This window comes from Streptomyces sp. NPDC028928 (assembly GCF_055564915.1).
The window spans coordinates 358,670-378,194 of record NZ_JBVHVI010000007.1 but is presented as its reverse complement, the minus strand read 5'-3'; the positions used below and the strand labels follow the sequence as shown (position 1 = coordinate 378,194).

Annotated in this window: 13 protein-coding genes; 9 read left to right on the top strand and 4 right to left on the bottom strand. The window is 73.6% G+C overall.

All coding sequences use genetic code 11. The annotated features are described in order from the left end of the window. Window positions 1-10: 10 nt before the first annotated feature. Genes ACZ4U1_RS19530 through ACZ4U1_RS19490 form a run of 9 tightly spaced genes read left to right on the top strand, consistent with a single transcriptional unit; the run spans window position 11 to window position 9,098 of the window. Window positions 11-805 (top strand): sugar phosphate nucleotidyltransferase, encoded by a 795-nt coding sequence (locus tag ACZ4U1_RS19530; RefSeq protein ID WP_467904667.1) that lies wholly within the window; start codon window positions 11-13, stop codon window positions 803-805. After that, entirely contained in the window at window positions 802-1,449 is a 648-nt protein-coding gene (locus ACZ4U1_RS19525; RefSeq protein ID WP_467904665.1) for a PIG-L deacetylase family protein, read from the top strand. The genes ACZ4U1_RS19530 and ACZ4U1_RS19525 overlap by 4 nt, the downstream gene beginning before the upstream one ends. 3 nt (window positions 1,450-1,452) lie before the next feature. Beyond that, on the top strand, window positions 1,453-2,478 hold the full coding sequence (locus ACZ4U1_RS19520; RefSeq protein ID WP_467904663.1) for an NAD-dependent epimerase/dehydratase family protein: 1,026 nt from the start codon (window positions 1,453-1,455) through the stop codon (window positions 2,476-2,478). Beyond that, a complete protein-coding gene (locus ACZ4U1_RS19515; RefSeq protein ID WP_467904661.1) occupies window positions 2,466-3,749 on the top strand; it encodes a DUF4910 domain-containing protein in 1,284 nt (427 codons plus the stop codon). Before ACZ4U1_RS19520 ends, ACZ4U1_RS19515 begins: the two co-directional genes overlap by 13 nt. Before the next feature lie 5 nt (window positions 3,750-3,754). Beyond that, complete coding sequence (locus tag ACZ4U1_RS19510) at window positions 3,755-5,050, top strand: hypothetical protein (RefSeq protein WP_467904660.1); 1,296 nt, start codon at window positions 3,755-3,757, stop codon at window positions 5,048-5,050. Beyond that, entirely contained in the window at window positions 5,047-5,994 is a 948-nt protein-coding gene (locus tag ACZ4U1_RS19505; RefSeq protein ID WP_467904659.1) for a glycosyltransferase family 2 protein, read from the top strand. Before ACZ4U1_RS19510 ends, ACZ4U1_RS19505 begins: the two co-directional genes overlap by 4 nt. Further along, window positions 5,991-7,217 carry a polysaccharide pyruvyl transferase family protein gene (locus ACZ4U1_RS19500; protein ID WP_467904658.1) on the top strand — a complete coding sequence of 409 codons (1,227 nt, stop codon included), beginning with the start codon at window positions 5,991-5,993 and terminating at the stop codon, window positions 7,215-7,217. The genes ACZ4U1_RS19505 and ACZ4U1_RS19500 overlap by 4 nt, the downstream gene beginning before the upstream one ends. After that, complete coding sequence (gene rfbC / locus ACZ4U1_RS19495) at window positions 7,214-7,765, top strand: dTDP-4-dehydrorhamnose 3,5-epimerase (protein WP_467904657.1); 552 nt, start codon at window positions 7,214-7,216, stop codon at window positions 7,763-7,765. The genes ACZ4U1_RS19500 and rfbC overlap by 4 nt, the downstream gene beginning before the upstream one ends. 7 nt (window positions 7,766-7,772) lie before the next feature. Beyond that, the gene (locus ACZ4U1_RS19490) at window positions 7,773-9,098 is read left to right on the top strand and encodes a glutamate-1-semialdehyde 2,1-aminomutase (RefSeq protein ID WP_467904655.1); all 1,326 of its coding nucleotides are present in this window, start codon (window positions 7,773-7,775) and stop codon (window positions 9,096-9,098) included. A gap of 22 nt (window positions 9,099-9,120) precedes the next feature. Here the strand turns inward: ACZ4U1_RS19490 and ACZ4U1_RS19485 are convergent, their stop codons facing one another. Genes ACZ4U1_RS19485 through ACZ4U1_RS19470 form a run of 4 tightly spaced genes read right to left on the bottom strand, consistent with a single transcriptional unit; the run spans window position 9,121 to window position 19,524 of the window. Next, window positions 9,121-9,783 carry a phosphatase PAP2 family protein gene (locus ACZ4U1_RS19485; RefSeq protein ID WP_467904653.1) on the bottom strand — a complete coding sequence of 221 codons (663 nt, stop codon included), beginning with the start codon at window positions 9,781-9,783 and terminating at the stop codon, window positions 9,121-9,123. A 42-nt stretch (window positions 9,784-9,825) separates the two neighbouring features. Beyond that, a complete protein-coding gene (locus ACZ4U1_RS19480; RefSeq protein WP_467904652.1) occupies window positions 9,826-14,526 on the bottom strand; it encodes an amino acid adenylation domain-containing protein in 4,701 nt (1,566 codons plus the stop codon). After that, window positions 14,523-18,530: an amino acid adenylation domain-containing protein gene (locus ACZ4U1_RS19475; RefSeq protein WP_467904650.1), complete on the bottom strand. Its 4,008-nt coding sequence runs from the start codon at window positions 18,528-18,530 to the stop codon at window positions 14,523-14,525. The genes ACZ4U1_RS19480 and ACZ4U1_RS19475 overlap by 4 nt, the downstream gene beginning before the upstream one ends. Continuing rightward, window positions 18,523-19,524, bottom strand: coding sequence for a 3-hydroxyacyl-CoA dehydrogenase family protein (locus tag ACZ4U1_RS19470; protein ID WP_467904649.1), 1,002 nt, complete (start codon window positions 19,522-19,524; stop codon window positions 18,523-18,525). The genes ACZ4U1_RS19475 and ACZ4U1_RS19470 overlap by 8 nt, the downstream gene beginning before the upstream one ends. Between the last annotated feature and the right edge of the window lies 1 nt (window position 19,525).

Below are 19,525 nucleotides of genomic sequence, written 5' to 3'. Positions count from 1 at the left end.
AGGTCACAGCATGAAGGTCGTCCTGTTCTGCGGCGGTTACGGCATGCGGATGCGCAACGGATCCTCCGACGACGTGCCCAAGCCGATGGCGATGGTCGGCCCCAGGCCGCTGATCTGGCACGTCATGCGCTACTACGCGCACTACGGGCACAAGGAGTTCATCCTCTGCCTCGGCTACGGGGCCCACCACATCAAGGACTTCTTCCTCAACTACGAGGAGACGACGTCCAACGACTTCGTGCTGCGCGGCGGACGGACCGAGCTGCTGTCCACCGACATCTCGGACTGGACGATCACGTTCGCGCAGACCGGCATCGAGTCCCCGATCGGGGAGCGGCTGCGCCGGGTGCGGCACCACCTGGACGGCGACGAGATGTTCCTCGCCAACTACGCCGACGTGCTCACCGACGCCCCGCTGCCGGAGATGATCGAGAAGTTCGCGCAGCGCGACGCGGGTGCGTCGATGATGGTGGTGCCGCCGCAGTCGTCGTTCCACTGCGTGGAGTTGGGCGAGGACGGCCTGGTGGGCGGCATCACCGCGGTGAGCGAACTGCCGCTGTGGGAGAACGGCGGCTACTTCGTGCTCCGCCAGGAGGTCTTCGACCACATCCCGGAGAACGGGGACCTGGTCGCCGACGGATGCGCCCAACTGGCCAAGCGGGGACGGCTGGTGGCGCACCAGCACCGCGGCTTCTGGAAGCCGACCGACACCGTGAAGGAGCGGGCCGCGCTCGACACCGCCTACGCGCGGGGCGACCGCCCGTGGGCCGTGTGGGAGCGGGACAGCGCGGGGGTGAGCGCGTGATCCGGCTCGGGGCCGGGCGCCCGGAGAGGATCGTCGCGGTGGGGGCGCACTGCGACGACATCGCCATCGGCGCCGGCGGCACGCTGCTGACGCTGTGCCACGCGCGGCCGGGTGTCCGCGTCGACGCGCTGGTGCTCTCCGGCGGCGGCGGCGAGCGCGAGCAGGAGGAGGCGGCCGCGCTCGCCGCCTTCTGCCCGGGCGCCGACCTGCGGCTGACCGTGCACAAGCTGCCGGACGGCCGGCTGCCCGTGTACTGGGACGAGGCCAAGGCCGCGGTCGAGGAACTGCGCGCGCGGACCGACCCGGATCTGATCCTGGCCCCGCGCACCGACGACGCCCACCAGGACCACCGCGGCCTGGCGAAGCTGATACCCACCGCCTTCCGCGACCACCTGGTCCTCGGCTACGAGATCGTCAAGTGGGACGGCGACCTCGGCCGGATGGCCGCGTACCAGCCGCTGTCGCCTGAGATCGCCGAAGAGAAGGTACGGCTGCTGCAGGAGCACTACCCCTCGCAGCGGCACCGGCCCTGGTACGACCGCGAAGCCTTCCTCGGGCTGGCACGGATCCGCGGCATCGAATGCCACGAGCGATACGCCGAGGCGTTCGCCGTCACCAAACTCACGCTCAACCTGGGGGGTTGAACCTTGCGCGTACTGCTCACCGGACACCAGGGATACCTGGGCACCGTCATGGCCCCGGTCCTCGCCGCCGCCGGGCACGAGGTCGTCGGCCTCGACGCCGGCCTGTTCGCCGACTGCGTGCTGGGCCCGACGCCCGCGGACCCGCCGGGGCACCGGGTGGACCTGCGTGACGTCACGGCCGACCACGTGGCCGGGGTCGACGCCGTGATCCACCTGGCCGCGCTCTCCAACGACCCGCTGGGCTCGCTGGCCCCGGAACTGACCTACGACATCAACCACCACGCGTCCGTACGCCTGGCCCGGCTGGCCCGCGACGCCGGAGTGCGGCGCTTCCTGTACGCGTCGACCTGCTCGGTCTACGGCGCCGCCGGCGGCGACGACCTGGTCGCCGAGGACGCCCCGCTGCGCCCGGTGACGCCGTACGCGGAGTCCAAGGTGCGGGTGGAGGACGACCTGCACGCGCTGGCCGACGGCGACTTCAGCCCGGTGTACATGCGCAACGCCACCGCCTTCGGCTACTCGCCCCGGCTGCGCGCCGACATCGTGCTGAACAACCTGGTGGGCCACGCGCTCCTGTCCGGCGAGGTGCTGGTGCTCTCCGACGGCACCCCGTGGCGCCCGCTGGTGCACGCCGCCGACATCGCACGCGCGTTCACGGCCGCGCTGACCGCGCCGCGGGAAGCGGTGCACGACCGGGCGTTCAACATCGGCAGTGAGACCAACAACGTCACGGTCGCCGAGATCGCCGGGCAGGTCGCCGAGGCGGTGTCCGGCGCGAAGGTGGTGATCACCGGGGAGACGGGTGCCGATCCGCGGTCGTACCGGGTGGACTTCTCCCGGTTCCGCGCAGCGGTGCCCGGCTTCGACTGCGAGTGGACGGTGAAGCAGGGCGCGCTCGAACTAGCCGACGCCTACCGCACCCACGGGCTGACCCGGGAGGACTTCGCGCAGCGCTTCACCCGCCTTGCCGTGCTGCGCGCGGCGTCCGAGGCCGGTGCCGTGGACGACACCCTGCGGTGGCGCCCGTGACCGCGGCCGGCGAGGAGATGTACGCCCTGGTGGAGCGGCTGTACCCGCTGTGCCGGAGCATCACCGGCGACGGTGTGCGCGCCACCCTGGACATCGTCGGCGCGTACATCCCGCTACAGGTGCACGAGGTGCCGACCGGGACGCAGGTGCTCGACTGGACGGTGCCGCAGGAGTGGAACATCCGGGACGCGTACATCGCCGACAGCGCCGGCCACCGGGTCGTCGACTTCGCCGCGTCCAGCCTGCACGTGCTCGGCTACAGCGTGCCGGTGTCGGCGACCATGCCGCTGGCCGAGCTGCGCGGACACCTGCACACGCTGCCGGACCACCCGTCCTGGGTGCCGTACCGCACCAGCTACTACCAGCGGGAATGGGGGTTCTGCCTGGCCCAGGAGACCCTGGACGCGATGCCGGACGGCGAGTACGAGGTGCGCATCGACTCCACCCTCGCGGACGGCCACCTCACCTACGCCGAACACGTGATCCCCGGACAGGTCCCCGACGAGGTCATCGTCTCCTGCCACGTCTGCCACCCGTCGCTGGCCAACGACAACCTGGCCGGCATCGCGGTGGCGGCGTTCCTGGCCCGGTCGCTGGCGCAGCGGACGCCGTACTACACCTACCGGTTCCTGTTCGCGCCCGGCACCATCGGGGCGATCACCTGGCTGGCCCGCAACGCGGAGCGGGTGGAACAGGTCAAGCACGGGCTGGTGCTGGCCTGCGCCGGCGACCCGGGCAGCCTGACGTACAAGCAGAGCAGGCGCGGTGACGCGGAGATCGACCGGGTGATGCGGCACGTGCTGGAGGCCTCCGAACGCCCGCACCGCATCGCCGCGTTCACTCCGTACGGCTACGACGAGCGGCAGTTCTGCTCGCCCGGGTTCGATCTCGGCGTGGGCTCGCTCACCAGGACCCCGTACGCGGGCTACCCCGAGTACCACACCTCGGCGGACAACCTGGACTTCGTCTCCCCGGAGGCGATGGCGGACACCCTCGCGGTCTGCCGCGAGGCGTTCGCCGTCCTGGACCGCAACCGGCGGTATCTCAACCTCAGCCCGTACGGCGAACCGCAGTTGGGCCGGCGCGGGCTGTACGACGCGCTCGGCGGCCGCAGCGACACCAAGCAGGCCCAGATGGCCATGCTCTGGGTGCTCAACCTCTCCGACGGCGAGCACAGTCTGCTGGACGTCGCCGAGCGGTCCGGGCTGCCGTTCGACACCGTCGCCACCGCCGCCGGCGCCCTGCACGGCGCCGGGCTGCTCAAGGCATGACGCCCATGACCACCGAGGGGGAGAAACCGCGGACGACGGCGCCACCGGGCGGATCCGCCAAGCGGGCCCTCGTCGGCCGGCTGTCCTGGGGACTGGCCGACCAGGCGGCCTCCAGCATGTCCAACTTCGCGGTGGGCATCTACGTGGCCCGCTCGCTGGGGGTGACCGCCTTCGGCGTGTTCAGCCTGGCCTGGGTGACCTACGGCGTGGTGCTCAACGTCTCCCGCGGCCTGGCCACCGACCCGCTCGTGGTGCGCTTCAGCGGCGTGCCGGACGCGTCCTGGCGCGGGGCGGTGGCGCGGTCGTCGGGTACCGCACTCGGCGTCGGTGCCGCCATCGGTGCCGTGTGTCTGGTGGTCGGGCCGGCCCTGGGCGGCCGGGTGGGGCCCGCGTTCGCCGCCCTCGGCATCATGCTGCCGGGACTGCTGCTGCAGGACGCCTGGCGGTTCTCGTTCTTCGCCGCCGGGGCCGGGCGGAAGGCGTTCGTCAACGACGTCGTGTGGGGCGTCGCGCTCGTCCCGGCCATGATCGTGGCGGCCCGCGTGGGCAGCGTGGCCGCCTTCGTGCTCGCCTGGGGCGCGTCCGCCACGGTGGCCGCGGGGTACGGCTACGTCCAGTCCGGTATCCGGCCCCGGGTGACCGGGGCGCGCCGGTGGCTTCGCGAGCAGCGCGATCTCGGCTACCGGTACCTGGTCGAGAACGTCAGCCTCAGCGGCGCGAGCCAGCTGCGGGCGTACGGGCTCGGCGCGATCGTCGGGGTCGGCGCGGTGGGTGCGGTGCGGGGCGCCGAACTGCTGCTCGGCCCGTTCCTCGCCGTGCTGATGGGTCTTTCCCTGGTCACCGTCCCGGAGGCGGCGCGGGTGCTGCGGCGGGCCCCGCACCGCCTCGGCGCGTTCTGCCTCCTGCTGGGTGGCGGGCAGGCCGCCGGCGCGCTGCTCTGGGGCGGGGCGCTGCTGCTGATGCCAAACCGGCTCGGCGCCTTCGTGCTCGGCGGCGTCTGGCACTCCGCCGCGCAGCTCATCGTGCCGGTCACCCTCGGCGTCGCGGGCGCGGGTCTGGGCACCGGCGCGGCGGCCGGGCTGCGCGCGCTCGGCGCGGCCCGGCGCAGCCTGCGCTGCCAGCTGTTCGCCTCCGCCTGTTACGTCGGCGGCGGGCTCGGCGGAGCGGCCGCGGCCGGCACGGTCGGCTCGGCCTGGGGCGTCGCCGCCGCGACCGTCGGCGGCTCGGCCGTGTGGTGGCTGCACCTGCGGTCCGCCCTGCGCGAGCACCACCATCCCCTCCCCGAAGTGAGGACCGCATGACCGACCGACCCAGGCTGAGCATCGGCCTGCCCGTGTACAACGGCGAGGAGTACCTGGCCGAGTCGCTGAACGCCCTGCTCGGCCAGACCTACGAGGACTTCGAGCTGGTCGTCTCCGACAACGCCTCGACCGACGGGACCGAGGACATCTGCCGCAAGTACGCCGCGCAGGACTCCCGCATCCGGTACATCCGGCTGCTCCGGAACGTCGGCGCCACGCCGAACCACAACTACGTGTTCACCCAGTGCCGCGGCGAGCTGTTCAAGTGGGCCTCGCACGACGACCTGTACGCCCGGGACCTGCTGCGGCGCTGCGTCCAGGCGCTGGACGAGCGGCCGGACGTGATCCTCGCGCACGCCGACCAGGCGGTCATCGACGCTGACGGCCAGGTGAAGGTCCCCTACGAGTACACGCTCGCCACCGCCTCCCCGCACGCCCCGGAGCGCTTCCGCAGCCTGCTCTTCGAGCCCGGCGGCGACGACTTCTACGGGGTGATCCGTGCCGACGTGCTGCGCCGGGTGAAGCCGATGGACAGCTACCACCACGCGGACCGCACGTTCGTCGCCGAGATCGCCCTGCACGGGCCCTTCCACCAGGTTCCGGAGCTGCTGTACTTCCGCCGCGACCACCCCACCCGCGCCGAGCGGGCGAACCCTTCCAAGCGCTCCCGGTGCGTCAACCTGGACCCGCGCCGGGCGGGCCCGCTGCACCCGACGCCCCGGCTGCTCGCCGAGTACGTCTGGGGCTTCGTCTCGGCGGTCCGACGGGCGCCGCTGACCCCGGCCGACCGGCGCGCGTGCTACCGCCACCTGGCCGCGTGGATGACCAGCCGGGCCCGGCCGGGCGCCGGCGAGCGGGTCGAGGACCGCGCCCCGGTCGACCCGGCCAAGCTGACCGTCTCCGTCGACGCGCTCGTCGCCGGCCGTGAAGGGCGGCGGGCATGAGGACTGCGCCACGCGTGGGGGTGTTCGGCCTGCTCGGCTCCGGCAACCTCGGCAACGACGGGTCGCTCGAAGCCGTGCTCGGGTACCTGCGCGCCCAGCACCCGGAGGCGGTCGTGGACGCGCTGTGCGGCGGACCCGAGGCCGTCGCGGCCCGGTTCGGGATCCCCGCGACGCGGCTGCACTGGTACCGCGGGGAGTACCGGACCGCGTCACGGGCGGGCGCGATCGCGGCGAAGGGGCTCGGCAAACTCGTCGACGCCTTCCGCACCGCCGCCTGGGTGCGCCGGCACGACGTGGTGATCGTGCCGGGCATGGGCGTCCTGGAGGCCACCCTGCCGCTGCGGCCGTGGGGCTTGCCGTACTCCCTGTTCCTGCTCTGCGCGTCCGGCCGGCTGTTCGGCACCCGGGTCGCACTGGTCGGCGTCGGCGCCGCGACGATCGGCGACCGGCCCACCCGGGCCCTGGTGCGCTGGTCGGCGCGGCTGGCCGCGTACCGGTCGTACCGGGACGCCCAGTCCCGTGACGCGATGCGGGCGATGGGCGTGGACACCGCGCGCGACGAGGTCTACCCGGACCTCGCGTTCGCCCTGCCGACGCCGCCGTCGCGGGTGAGCGCGCCCTCGGACCCGCCGGGCACGGTCTGCGTCGGTGTCATGGACTTCCACGGCGGCAACGACGACCGCGCCCGGGCCGAGGAGATCCACCGGCGCTACCTCGACGGGACGATCCGGTTCGTCCGCGCGCTGGTCGAGGAGGGCAGGCCGGTCCGGCTGCTCACCGGCGACGAGTGCGACAAGTCGGTGGTCGACGCGATCCTCGACGCGGTGGACTCGCCGCTGGTCACCGCCGCCGAGCCGGCCTCGCTGGCCGACCTGATGAAGGAGATGGCGGCTGCCGACACCGTGGTGGCGGTCCGGTACCACAACCTGATCTGCGCGCTGAAGACCGGCACGCCGGTGCTCGCCCTCAGCTATGCGGCCAAGAGCGACGCCCTCATGGACCGGATGGGGTTGGGCGCGTACTGCCACCCGGCGCGCGAGGTCGACGTCGACCGGCTGCTCGCGCAGTTCCGGGACCTGGAGCAGCGGTCGGCAAAGCTGCGGCGGACGCTCGCCGAGCGGAACCTGGCCGCCGCCCGGCACCTCGAGCAGCAGTTCACCGCCTTGACCACGGCCCTGTTCCCGGCGGCCGGCCACGCCCACACCTCGCGGGAGGCTCCATGAAAGCGACCGAAGTCCCGGAGATCGCCGGCGCGTACCTGTTCGAACCGACGCCGTACACCGACGAACGCGGCTTCTTCTGCCGCACCTTCGACGCCGACGTGGTCCGCTCGGTGGGCCTCGACCCGCACGCCTTCGTCCAGGACAGCGTGTCCCGCTCGGCCCGGGGCGTACTGCGCGGCCTGCACCTGCGCTCCGGGGCCGGCGAGGCCAAGCTGGTGCGCTGCTCGTACGGGAGGATCTTCGACGTCGTCGTGGACCTGCGACCGCAGTCGCCGACGTACCTGGGCCGGGCCTTCTTCGAACTGTCCGACGAGACGCAGACGACCCTGTACATCCCGGCGGGGTGCGCGCACGGCTTCCAGGCGCTGACCGGGACCGCCGACACCTCGTACCGGATCGACCGCCCGCACGACCCGGCCGAGGACGTGACGATCGCCTTCGACGACCCGCAGCTGGCCATTCCGTGGCCACTGCCGGTCGCTTCGATGTCCCAGCGGGACCGGGAGGCGCCGAGCCTCGCCGAGGTCCTGAAGCACAAGGAGAGTTGAGGTCCGCGTGGACGCTGAAGAGTTCCATCTGCCCCGGTCGCGGACGGCGAACGAGCGGCTGCACGCGCTGATCCCCGGCGGCGCGCACACCTACGCCAAGGGCGACGACCAGTACCCCGAGAACCTGGCCCCGGTCATCAGCCACGGCCACGGCGCCCACGTGTGGGACGTCGACGGCAACCGCTACGTCGAGTACGGCTCCGGGCTGCGGTCGGTCAGCCTCGGCCACGCCCACCCCCGCGTGACCGAGGCGGTGCGGCGGGAACTCGACCGCGGCAGCAACTTCGTCCGGCCGTCCGTCCTGGAGGTCGAGGCCGCCGAACGCTTCCTGGCCACGGTGCCGACCGCCGAGATGGTGAAGTTCGCGAAGAACGGCTCCGACGCCACCACCGCCGCGGTGCGCCTCGCCCGCGCCGCCACCGGGCGCCCGCGGGTGGCCCTCTGCGCCGACCATCCGTTCTTCTCCGTCGACGACTGGTTCATCGGCACCACACCGATGTCCGCCGGCGTTCCGGCGGCGACCACCGAGCTGACCGTGGCGTTCCCGTACGGTGACCTGGCCGCCGCGGAGGAGTTGCTCACCCGGTACGAGGGCGAGGTCGCCTGCCTGATCCTCGAACCCGCCACCCACACCGAGCCGCCACCCGGGTACCTCCCCGGCCTGCGCGAACTGGCCGACCGGCACGGCTGCGTCCTGATCTTCGACGAGATGATCACCGGGTTCCGCTGGTCCGAGGCGGGCGCCCAGGGCCTGTACGGCGTCGTCCCCGACCTGTCCACGTTCGGGAAGGCGCTGGGCAACGGGTTCGCCGTCTCCGCGCTGGCCGGGCGCCGCGAGCTGATGGAGCGGGGCGGGCTGCGCCACTCCGGCGACCGGGTGTTCCTGCTGTCCACCACGCACGGTGCGGAAACGCACTCGCTGGCAGCCGCGATGGCCGTGCAGACCACCTACGTCGAGGAGGGCGTCACCGCACGGCTGCACGCCCTCGGCGAGAAGTTGGCCGCCGGTGTCCGCGACGCCGCGGCGAGCATGGGCGTCGGCGACCACGTCGTCGTCCGGGGGCGGGCCAGCAACCTGGTCTTCGCCACCCTGGACGAGAACCGGCAGCCCTCGCAGCAGTACCGCACGCTGTTCCTGCGCCGGCTCCTCATGGGCGGGGTGCTGGCCCCGTCGTTCGTGGTGAGCAGCGCGCTCAGCGACGCCGACATCGAGCACACCGTCGACGTGGTGGCCCAGGCGTGTGCGGTGTACCGGAAGGCACTGGACGCGGCCGACCCGACCCCGTGGCTGGCCGGACGACCGGTGAAGCCCGTGTTCCGCCGCCTGGCGTGAGGTGACGTGACGTGACGTGACGTCAGCGGCGGTCGCGCCGACCGGCGCCGGCCGTCCGGTCGACCAGCCACGCGGTCACCGGAACCACCGCCAGCGCGGTGCACCAGCCGCCGAGGACGTCGGTCGGGTAGTGCGCGCCCAGGGCGACCTGCGCCCATCCCATCGCGGCGCCGGCCACCAGCGCCGCGGCGAGCACGAGTGACGTGCCGGCCGCCCTGCCGAGGCCGAGCCGGCCGGTCGCGGACAGCGCCACGACGAGGGCGAGCGCGGTGAGGAAGGCGGTGTGCCCGCTCGGATAGGACAGGTTGCCGTCGCCGTGGATGGTGCGGCCCACCAGGTGCTTGAGCAGCGTCGCGGTGCCCACGGCCACGCCGGCGCCGGCGACGACGAGCACCGCGGCGCGAGGACGCCGGAGCAGCAGACAGCCCGTCACGGCGGCCACGACCAGCGTCACTGCTCCGGCGGGCTCCCCCAGGAAGTCCATGGCCAGAGCGACGCGCCGCCACGGCGGCCGCACACTGTCCGCCGTCGGCCGGACGATCCACCTGTCCACCCTGCCGGGCTCGCTGCGACCGGCGTAGAGCACCCCGAGCACGACGACCACGAGCGCGGCGAGGACCGCGACCGGCGCGAGCCAGGCGCGCAGCGAGCGGGGCAGCACCGCGGGCACCGACCGGCCGCTCACCCGCCCACCTCCCCGTCCCCGCCGACTCCCCCACTGGCCACCCTAACCAAGGACTGACAGGTCGATGTCGTGGATCGGGACGTCGGGGGTGGTGGCGGCCGTACGCAGCAGTCGCGCGTAGCGGGCGCAGAGTGCCTCGACGGTGGACCGGTCGAACAGTTCGGTCCGGTATTCGACGACACCGTCGAGGCCACGGCAGGTGCCGTCGGCGTCCCGCCGTTCGAACAGGCCGAAGGTCAGGTCGAACCCGGCGGAACCCCTGCCGGCCAGGTCCACCGTGGCGGACGCGCCCGGTAGCTCCAGCCTTTCGGGGAGGGCGGGGGTGAGCACCAGCATCACCTGGAACAGGGCCCGGCCGAACACGGCCTGTCCGCTCGCCGCCCGCCGTGGCCCCTGCGCCTCCACGACCAGGTCGAAGGGCACGTCCTGGTGGGCGAAGGCCGCCAGATCGGCCTGTGCGACCCGGCCGAGCAGCTCACGGAAGGTCGGCTCCCCCGAGGTGTCGGTGCGCAGGACGAGCGTGTTCACGAAGAAGCCGACGAGGCCGTCGAGCTCCGCGTCGGCGCGGTCGGAGACCGCCGTGCCGATCGGGATGTCCGTACCCGCGCCGAGGCGGGTGAGCAGCGCGGCCAGTGCGGCGTGCGCCACCAGGAAGAGGCTGGCCTGCTCTTGCGCGGCCACCTCCAGGAGCCGCCTGTGTACGTCCGCGGGGACGGTGAAGGCGACCGTGTCGCCGGGGGTGCGCGCCGGGCGCCCGGACGGCGTCTGCTCCGTACGGTCGGTGGGCAGCGGGATGCGTTCCGGCAGACCGGCCAAGGTCTTGTCCCAGTGGGCGAGCTGACCGGCCCGCAGGGCGCTCGGCTCGTCGTCGGTGCCGAGCAGCGCACGCTGCCACAGGGTGAAGTCGGCGTACTGGACGGGCAGCGGTGACCAGCCCGGGGCGGCACCGCTGAGCCGGGCCCGGTACGCGGTGCCGAGGTCGTCCAGCAGCCGCCGCAGCGAGGCGCGGTCGCAGGCGATGTGGTGGAGCAGCAGGAGCAACGTCTGCCTGTGCGGGGTCTCGGTGGTGAACAGGACCGCGCGCAGGGGAAGTTCGCTCTCCAGGCGGAAGGGGCGGCCGGCCGCGGCGCTCAGCGCGTCCGGCAGCCGGTCCGGGGTGACGGGTTCGACCGTGAGTGCCGGGCGTGCGGCCGGGACCGGCAGGATGTGCTGGACTGCCTGGCCGTCCCGCTGCTGGACGAGGGTGCGCAGGGTTTCGTGCCGGGCCGTGAGGTCGCCCAGGGCGGCACGGAGCGCCTCCTGGTCCAGCTCGCCGTCCCAGCGCAGCACCAGGGGGACGTTGTAGGTGCTGTCGGGGCCGGCGAGCCTGTGCAGGAACCAGAAGCGCCGTTGGCCGAAGGAGAGCGGGACCGGCTCGGCGCCCCGGTCCTCGGCCGGCGGAATCCTGGGGACGGGCCGGGGCCCCGAAGCCACGGAGGTGCCGCCCGGGCGGTCCGTGTCGCCCAGATGAGCGGCGAGCCCGGCGACGGTCGGGTGGACGAAGACGTCCCTGACATCCAGCTCCGCCCGGGCGCCGAGGCCGGCTCGGCGCACCATGGTGACCAGCCGCGTCGCCCGCAGGCTGTCGCCCCCGAGGTCGAAGAAGTCGTCGTCGGCGCCCACCCGCTCCACGGCGAGCAGTTCGGCGTACAGCCCGGCCAGTCCGGCTTCCAGCGGCGTGTCCGGGGCGCGTGACGGCGTGTGCGCGCGGGCGTGGGGGGAAGGGAGCACCGCCCGGTCCAGCTTCCCGTTGGGGGTGAGCGGCAGCCGGTCGAGGGGGACGAACAGGGACGGGACGAGATGTGCCGGTAGCCGCGCGCGCAGCCATTCCCGCAGCCGGGCCAGACCCGGTCCGGGATCGTCCGCCGCCGTCTCGCGGGTGGGGACGACGTAGGCCACCAACCGTGCGGCCCCGTCGGCTGCCGGACCGCCGTCCGCCCCGGTGCGGGCCGGACCGTGCGGAGCACCGGAGGTCGCCAGCACGGCACCGCCCGCCACGCCGGGGGCGGCCAGCAGCGCCGCCTCGACCTCGGCCGGTTCGATCCGGAAGCCACGGATCTTCACCTGGTCGTCCGCCCTGCCGAGGTACTCCAGTGAGCCGTCCCGCCGGGCCCGTACGAGGTCGCCCGAGCGGTACAGCCGGGACCCGGCGGGGCCGAAGGGGTTGGCCACGAAGCGTTGCGCCGTCAACGCGGAACGGTGCAGATAACCCCTGGCCAGGCCGGCACCGGCGACGTACAGCTCACCGGCCACCCCGGGGGGCACCGGGCGCAGCTGGTTGTCCAGTACGTACAGGCGGGTGCCGGCAAGGGCCTTGCCGATCGGGACGGTCCGCGCCGTACCGTGGTCGTGGTCCAGGTCGAGCCGGGTCGAGAGGACCGCGGTCTCGGTGATGCCGTACGTGTTGACCAAGGCGGGCGCGGAGTCCTGGTGCCGCCCGTACCAGGAACGCACGACGGCGGGGGAGAGCGCCTCGCCACAGAAGACGACCCAGCGCAGGGCCAGCTCCCGTCCCCGCTCCGGTGCTTCCGCGTCGGCCTGCTCCAGCGACCGGAAGGCGGAGGGCGTCTGGTTGAGCACCGTCACACGCTCCCGCACCAGCAGGTCGAGAAAGGCGCGGGGGGAGCGGCTCACCTCGCGGGGGACGACCACCAGCCGGCCACCGTGCGCGAGGGCGCCCCACATCTCCCACACGGAGAAGTCGAAGGCACAGGAGTGGAACATCGTCCAGGTGTCGTCGGGGCCGAACCCGAACTCCGCGGCCCCCGCCCGCAACAGCGCCACCGGACCGCGGTGCGGGACCACCACGCCCTTGGGGCGGCCGGTGGATCCGGAGGTGTAGATGACGTACGCGGCATGGTCGGGCGTCAGCGGTCCCGTGCGGTCCGCGTCGGTCAGGTCGGCGTCGCTGTCCGTCGTGTCGGCGTCGTTCGTCGCCGACACGGTCGCGGCAGCCCCCGTCGGATCTGTTTCGGTGAGAACGCACACCGGCCGGGCGTCGGCGAGGATCCGCTCCGTGTGCTCGGGCGGCCATCCGGTGTCGAGCGGGAGGTAGGCCGCGCCGGTCTTGGACACCGCCAGGATCGCGGTGACCAGGTCCTCGGAGCGCGGGAGCAGGACGGCGACGGTGCGTTCCGGTCCTGCGCCGCGCCGGATCAACGTCCGGGCCAGCCGATTGGCGCGCGCGTTGAGCTGGGCATAGGTGAGCTGCCGCTCGCCGTGGCCGACCGCCGGGGCGTGCGGAGTGCGTGCGGCCCAGTGTTCGAACAGCTCGGGGAGGGTACGGGGCGAGGGTGGTTCGGGGGTGCCGACGCACGGTACGAGCAGCCGGCGCTCCTGCGGGGACAGCAGATCCAGCGCTCCGATGGGGCGTCCGGGTGCGTCGATCAGCTGGTCGAGGAGGCGTACGCAGCGGTCGGCCTCGGCGGCGACCTCCTCGGGTTCGTACCGCCCGGCCTCGGCGTGCACCTCCACCACCAGACCGGACCGGCCGCGTTCCGGCCTGATCATGACGGAGAGGTCCTCCCCCGCGCCGGTGTTGAGCTGTCTGAGGGTCATCGGCCGCCCGGCGAAACCGCGGCCGAAGCTGAAGGGGACGATGTTCGCGGTCAGTTGGTACGGCGCCCGCGCGGACCCGGTGAAGCCGAGGTCACGGCGGAGATCGTCGTACCGGTAGCGCTGGTGGTCGAGGGCGAGTGCGGTTGCCTCGCCGACGGTCCTGATCAGTTCGGCGGCCGGCCGGCGCGGGTCGACCGGTACCCGCAGCGGGAGCACGTTCGACGCCGCACCGGTCACGGCGCCCGCGGTCTTCGAGGTGCGGCAGGCGACCGGGAATCCCACGACGACCTCGTCGCCCCCGCCGGTGCGGGCGTGGTCCAACAGGACGGCGGCGGCGGTCGCCACCACCGTCCAGGGGACGTCGAGTTCGCGTGCGCGTGCGCGGAGAGCGGCCACCCGGTCGTCGGGCATCCGGGACGCGGCGTGCACGGGTGCCCCGCCCGTCCGGCCGGTGCCCGTCCCGCCGGGTATGTCCGCGCCGGGCGCGGCCGGCTGGGGCAGACCCGGCCAGCCGGCCATCCTCGCCGCCCAGAACGCGCGGTCGGCCTCGAAGTCGGGCGAGGAGCGGTAGGCCCGCTCGGCGTCGAGCAGGGTGTCCAAGGGCACGTGGTGGCCGGGCTCCGGGGGCTCGCCGCGCTCCAGCGCCGCGTAGACCTCGCCGAGCCGTCGGGCGAACAGCGCCAGGCCGAAGCCGTCCACCGCCAGGTGGTGGACGAGCAGGTACCAGCAGACCCGGTCCTCGGCGAGGCGCAGGAACGCGGTCCTGAACACCGGACCGTCCGCCAGGTCGAGCGGGCGGGCGATGTCCGTCCGCATCCAGTCCAGCGCGGCGGCCATCGGTGCGGGTTCCCGCCGGAGGTCGACGACCGGCACGTCCCAGGCGGGCAGGGGGCCGGCCCATTGCCGCGGCTCTCCGGAGGCCGTGACGGTGAACCGGGACCGCAGCGGCTCGGTCTCCGTCACGGCGAACCGGAAGGCCTCCTCGTACAGTTCCGGGTCGAGGTCTCCGGCGATCTCGAAGGCACTCGCCAGTTGGTACCGGGCCGGAGGCGCCAGCTGCTGCCCCAACCAGATCCCGTGCTGCGTCGTCGTGAGCGGCATCGACGGGCGATCCGCCGCGTGCACGTGCTCCGGCTCGTTCCTCACGGAGTGTTCACCGACCCCTTCCGCGGTGCCTTGGCGGCCCACTGTTCGACCAGGACACGGCCGACGTGGCCGAGCACAGCGGGGTGTCCCATCTCGTTGTGCGCGCAGTCGGCCGGCAGGACCTCGAGCGACCCCTTGACCAGCGGGCGCCACACGCCGAACGCGGCCCCCGGCGGATGCTCCCGCGCGGTGAACACCACGGCGTTCCCGCCGAACGGGCGGGGCTCGTGCAGGTCGGCGATGCGCGCGATGTTGCTGAAGGTCCCGGCCAGCGCGGCGATCCGCTGCTCGTCGAACGAGGCCAGCGGTCCCTCCTGCGCACGGGTGGTCTCCACCGCCCGCGGATACGTCAGCGACTCGCCCGCCCACAGGGTGGGGTCGTAGCCGAAGTTCTCGAGGAGCGTCGCGAGGACGTCCCGGCCGGCGACCGGAACCGGCGTGGCCGCGGGGTAGGAGTCCAGGATCGCCAGCGTCTCCACCGACTCGCCGCTCTCCTCCAGCTGCACCGCCATCTCGTGGGCGACCACCCCGCCGAAGGACCAGCCGAGGAGGTGGTAGGGGCCCATGGGCTGGACGGACCTGACATGGTCCAGGTAGTCCGCCGCCATCTCCCGCAGGGACGCCGGCAGAGCTTCGGGGCCGTTCAGGCCCCGGGCCTGCAGGCCGTACACCGGCCGGTCGGGGCCGAGCGGCGAGGTGAGTCCCGCGTAGCACCAGGAGAAGCCCACCCCCGGGTGCACGCAGAACAGCGGCGCCTTGTCGCCCGACTCCCGCAACGGCAACAGGACTCCGCTGTCGGTTTCCTCGGAACCCTCCTCGGGCGCTGCTTCGGCGGTCGTCCCGGGCAGGACGCGGGCCAGCGCTCTGACCGTCTTGTGCTCCAAGATGTCCTGCGGTGTGAGGACCAGACCCGCCCGCCGCAGTCGGCTCAGCAGCCGGATCGACATGACGCTGTCGCCGCCGAGGTCGAAGAAGCTGGCGTCCGCGCCGACTTCGGGGAGCCCGAGCACCTCCCGGAACACCCGCGCCACCTGCTCCTCCCGCGCTCCGTCGACGGTCGCAGGGTCGGCCTCCAGCGGCCGTACGCCCGTCGGCGGCTTCCCGCGGTCGAGCTTGCCGCTGCCCGTACGCGGCAGCACCGAGGCGGCGTGCAGCTCGGCCGGGACCAGATGCGCCGGCAGCCGCTCGGCCACCCACTCCCGCAGCGCGTGCCGGCCGGGGACGCGGGCCCCCTCCGCGGGCACCAGGTAGGCCACGAGCCGGGCGTCGCCACCGGTCCCCTTCCGGACACAGGCCATGGCCTCGGTGACGGCGGGGTGCCGGGTGATCACCGCCTCGACCTCGCCGGGTTCGACGCGGAAGCCGTTGACCTTGACCTGGGCGTCCGCGCGGCCGAGGAAGTCGAGCTGCCCGTCGGGGCGCGGGCGGGCCAGGTCACCGGTGCGGTACATCCGCTCGCCGGGCGGGCCGAAGGGGTCGGCGACGAAACGCTCCGCGGTCAGCCCGGGCCGGCGCAGATATCCCCGGGCAAGGCCGTCTCCCGCCAGGTACAACTCGCCCTGACGGCCGGACTCCACCGGGCGGAGTGAGCTGTCGAGCACGTAGGCGCGTACGTGGCCCAGCGGCCGTCCGATGGGCGGTGCGCCCTGCGGCACACGACCGTCGCCCACCGGGGCGGCGGCCTGGACGGTGGCCGCGGTGGCAAGGACGGTGGCTTCCGTGGGCCCGTACACGTTGAGCACCCGGGTGCCGGGCATGGTCTCCCGGATCCGCGCGGCGAGGGTCGCGGGGAGTGCCTCGCCGGTCATCGCGAGCGTGGTGGCCGACACCTCGAGACCGCCGGCCCCGATCAGCTGGGAGAACACCGAGGGGATGGCGCACAGCAGACCGCCCGACCAGCGCGGCGGGTCGCCGTCGAGCAGCGACAGGAGATTGTCGACCACCTCGACGCTGCCGCCGCCCGCCAGCGCCGGGAAGATCTCGGCCACCGACACGTCGAAGCTGAAGGAGCTCGCCGCCAGCACGTGTGCCAACGACTCGGCGCGGAACCCGTCGGCCGCCCAGTCCACCAGCGCGACCACACCACGGTGCGGCACCACGACCCCCTTGGGCGTACCGGTGGAGCCCGAGGTGTAGACGACGTACGCGGGATGCGAGGGCCGCAGTGGCTCGGGGCGGTCGGCGTCGGACGGTGCCGTGGGTGAGAGGTGCTCCAACTCCCCGGCGATCACGGGGTCGTCGAGCAGGATGGTCGTGGTTGACCGGCTCACGACGTCCGTGATGTACGAGTCGGTGGCCGTGTCGGTCAGCACACAGACGGGTTCCGCGTCCTTGACCATGAAGCGGAGTCGCTCGGCCGGGTAGGCGGGGTCGAGCGGCAGGTACGCGGCGCCGGTCTTGAGCACCGCGAGCATCGCCACGAGTGTCCCGGCGCGCCGAGGGAGCAGCAGCCCGACGACCGACTCCGGCCCGGCCCCCCGGTCCAGCAGGAGCCGGGCCAACCGGTTGGCACGCGCGTGCAGTTCCCCGTAGGTGAGCCTGCCGTCGGCGCCGATGACGGCGACCGCGTCGGAGTGGCTCAGGGCGGCGTTCTCCAACAGGTCGGTGAGCGTGCGGCGGGGTGCTCCGGAGGCCGGGCTGCTCGTCCGGGAGTGAACCGCCGCCCGCTCGTCCGCCGCTGCCAGGTCGAAGGTGTCCAGCGGGTTCCCCGGGCCGGCCACGGCCTGGGTCAGCAGGCGCCCGAAACCCCGGGCGTGCGCGTCGAGTTCGGCGGCGCAATAGCGATCCGCCGCACCGCTGAACACGACCCGCAGCCGCTGGTCCACGGGGTCGTCGTCCAGGACGACGCGTATGTCGTGGACCGCTTCGGGCACCAGGTCGTGGACCACCGCGGACAGTTCGGCGAACCGCACGCAGGTCCCGGGGGTGCGGATGTCGGCGATCGGCCCGAACAGCCGGGGACGGTCGTCCGGCGCCCCGGCCTCACGGCACAACTCCCGGTGGCCCAGCCGCTGGTGGCGGACCGCCTCGCGCGACTCCCGGGCGGCGTCCTGGACCAGCTCGGCGAAGGTGGCGGTGGACCGTACCGTCAGCCGGAGCGGCACGATGTAGTCGCTCGCGTCCGGGACACGCCGGCTCACCCGGCTCGGCCGGCCGTCCACCGGCATGCCGATCACCACGTCCGTGGCGCCGCTGAGCCGGTGGGCGTAGGCCGCCACGGCGGCGCACAGCACCGCCCGTGCCGGCACACCGCCGTTGCGGGCGGTGGCACGTACGCGTTCGGTGTCCGTGCTGCCGAGCGTCACCGGGCGGGAGTTCACCGGTGCCCGCAGCCACTCCGCGTCCCGGGCGGGAACGGACGCGAAGGTCACCGGCTCGGGCAGGCCGGCCAACCGCCGGCGCCAGTGGGCGCGGTCGGCCTTCTGCGCGGGGGATCCGGCGTACCCGGCCGCCGCCGAGGCCGGCTGGGCCCGGGTGGCCAGGGCGCCGTCGGTGGCCGGGCGGCCCTCGGCGAGCGCCGTGTACACCTCGGAGACCCGACGGGTGATCAGCGCACAGCCGAAGCGGTCGACAACGGCCCGGTGGTGTCGGTGGAACCAGTGGTGGCGGTCCGGGCCGAGCCGCAGCAACGCCTGGGCGGACCAGGGCCGCCCGGTCTCCTCGCCGCCCCGTGCGAGCACCGCGCGTGTCCACGCGTCGGCCGCGCCCCACGGGTCCGCCTCCGTGCTCAGGTCCACCACGGGCAGCGGCACGCCGTCCGGGATTGGGGCGGGCGGTCCGTCCGCTCCCTCGCCGGCGCAGCGCACCGGCCGTGCGGTGGTCTCGGCCACGACCTGGGCGACCGCCTTGCCCAGCATGGTGAGGTCCAGGTCGCCGTGGATCTCCACGAGCTGGGCGGTGTGGCTGCCGGGGGCGTCGGGCCCCGGACCCGAGTGCGGTACGGCACGCCAGGCGTCCTGTCCGGCGGCGGACAGGCCGGTGGGCGCGCCCTGGCGGTCAGCCATGGCCGGTTCCTCCCCGCGCGACGAGGTGCCGTGGCGGGTACGGGTAGAAGCCACGGCCCGACTTGCGTCCCACGTTGCCTTCGGCGACGAGACGGGCCAGCAGGGAGCAGGGCCGGAAGCGGTCCTCGCCGGTGTGCCGGCGCAGCACCTCCAGCGAGTCGACGATGGTGTCGAGACCGATGAGGTCGGCCGTGCGCAGCGGCCCCATGGGGTGACCGAAGCAGTCCTGGAAAACGCGGTCCACGGTCTCGGCGTCGGCGGTTCCCTCGCCGAGCACGGCGGCCGCCTCGTTGAGCGTCAGCATCAGCACCCGGTTCGTCACGAAGCCGGGGGCGTCACGCACCACGAGGGCGTGCTTTCCGAGGCGGGCGAGGAAGCCTTCGGTACGCTCCAGGGTGAGATCGCTGGTCTCCGGGGCGCAGATCACCTCCACCGCGTCCTTGAGCGGCGCCGGGTTCATGAAGTGGGTGCCGATGACCCGGTCGGGGCGGGCGGTGAAGGACCCGAGGCGACTGACCGGGATGCAGGAGGTGTTGGACGCGAAGATCGCCTCGGGCCCGCAGATCCGGTCCAGTTCGCGGAGGATCCCCTCCTTGATGTCCTCGTCCTCCCGGGCGCACTCCACCACCAGGAGTGCGGCCGCCATGTCGGCCGGCTCGGCGGACCAGGTCACGAGGGACTCGGCGCGGGACGCGGACGCGCCCGCCCGCGCCTGCCGGGACCTCCGGCGCAGCAGCGTGGCCGTCCTGATCCCGGCGCGGAGCCGGGCCGGCCCCGAGGCCAGCGCCCCGGGGTCGTTGTCCACGACGACCACGGGGTGTCCGGCTTCGGCGAAGCACTGCGCCACACCGACCCCCATCGTGCCCGCGCCGACGATGCCGACCAGTGCCCCGGCCGGAACGGTCTGCGCGGCCTGTTCGGCCTGTTCAGCCTGTTCGGCCTGTTTCGTCTGCGCGGTCTGCGCGGTCTGTTGTACGTCTGTCTGATCGCTCACT

Excerpts from the sequence above, each read along its gene's own strand:
- ACZ4U1_RS19530 (WP_467904667.1), top strand. The coding sequence starts at position 11 with ATGAAGGTCGTCCTGTTCTGCGGCGGTTACGGCATGCGGATGCGCAAC.
- ACZ4U1_RS19510 (WP_467904660.1), top strand. The coding sequence starts at position 3,755 with ATGACCACCGAGGGGGAGAAACCGCGGACGACGGCGCCACCGGGCGGA.
- ACZ4U1_RS19505 (WP_467904659.1), top strand. The coding sequence starts at position 5,047 with ATGACCGACCGACCCAGGCTGAGCATCGGCCTGCCCGTGTACAACGGC.
- ACZ4U1_RS19500 (WP_467904658.1), top strand. The coding sequence starts at position 5,991 with ATGAGGACTGCGCCACGCGTGGGGGTGTTCGGCCTGCTCGGCTCCGGC.
- rfbC (WP_467904657.1), top strand. The coding sequence starts at position 7,214 with ATGAAAGCGACCGAAGTCCCGGAGATCGCCGGCGCGTACCTGTTCGAA.
- ACZ4U1_RS19475 (WP_467904650.1), bottom strand. The coding sequence starts at position 18,530 with ATGGCTGACCGCCAGGGCGCGCCCACCGGCCTGTCCGCCGCCGGACAG.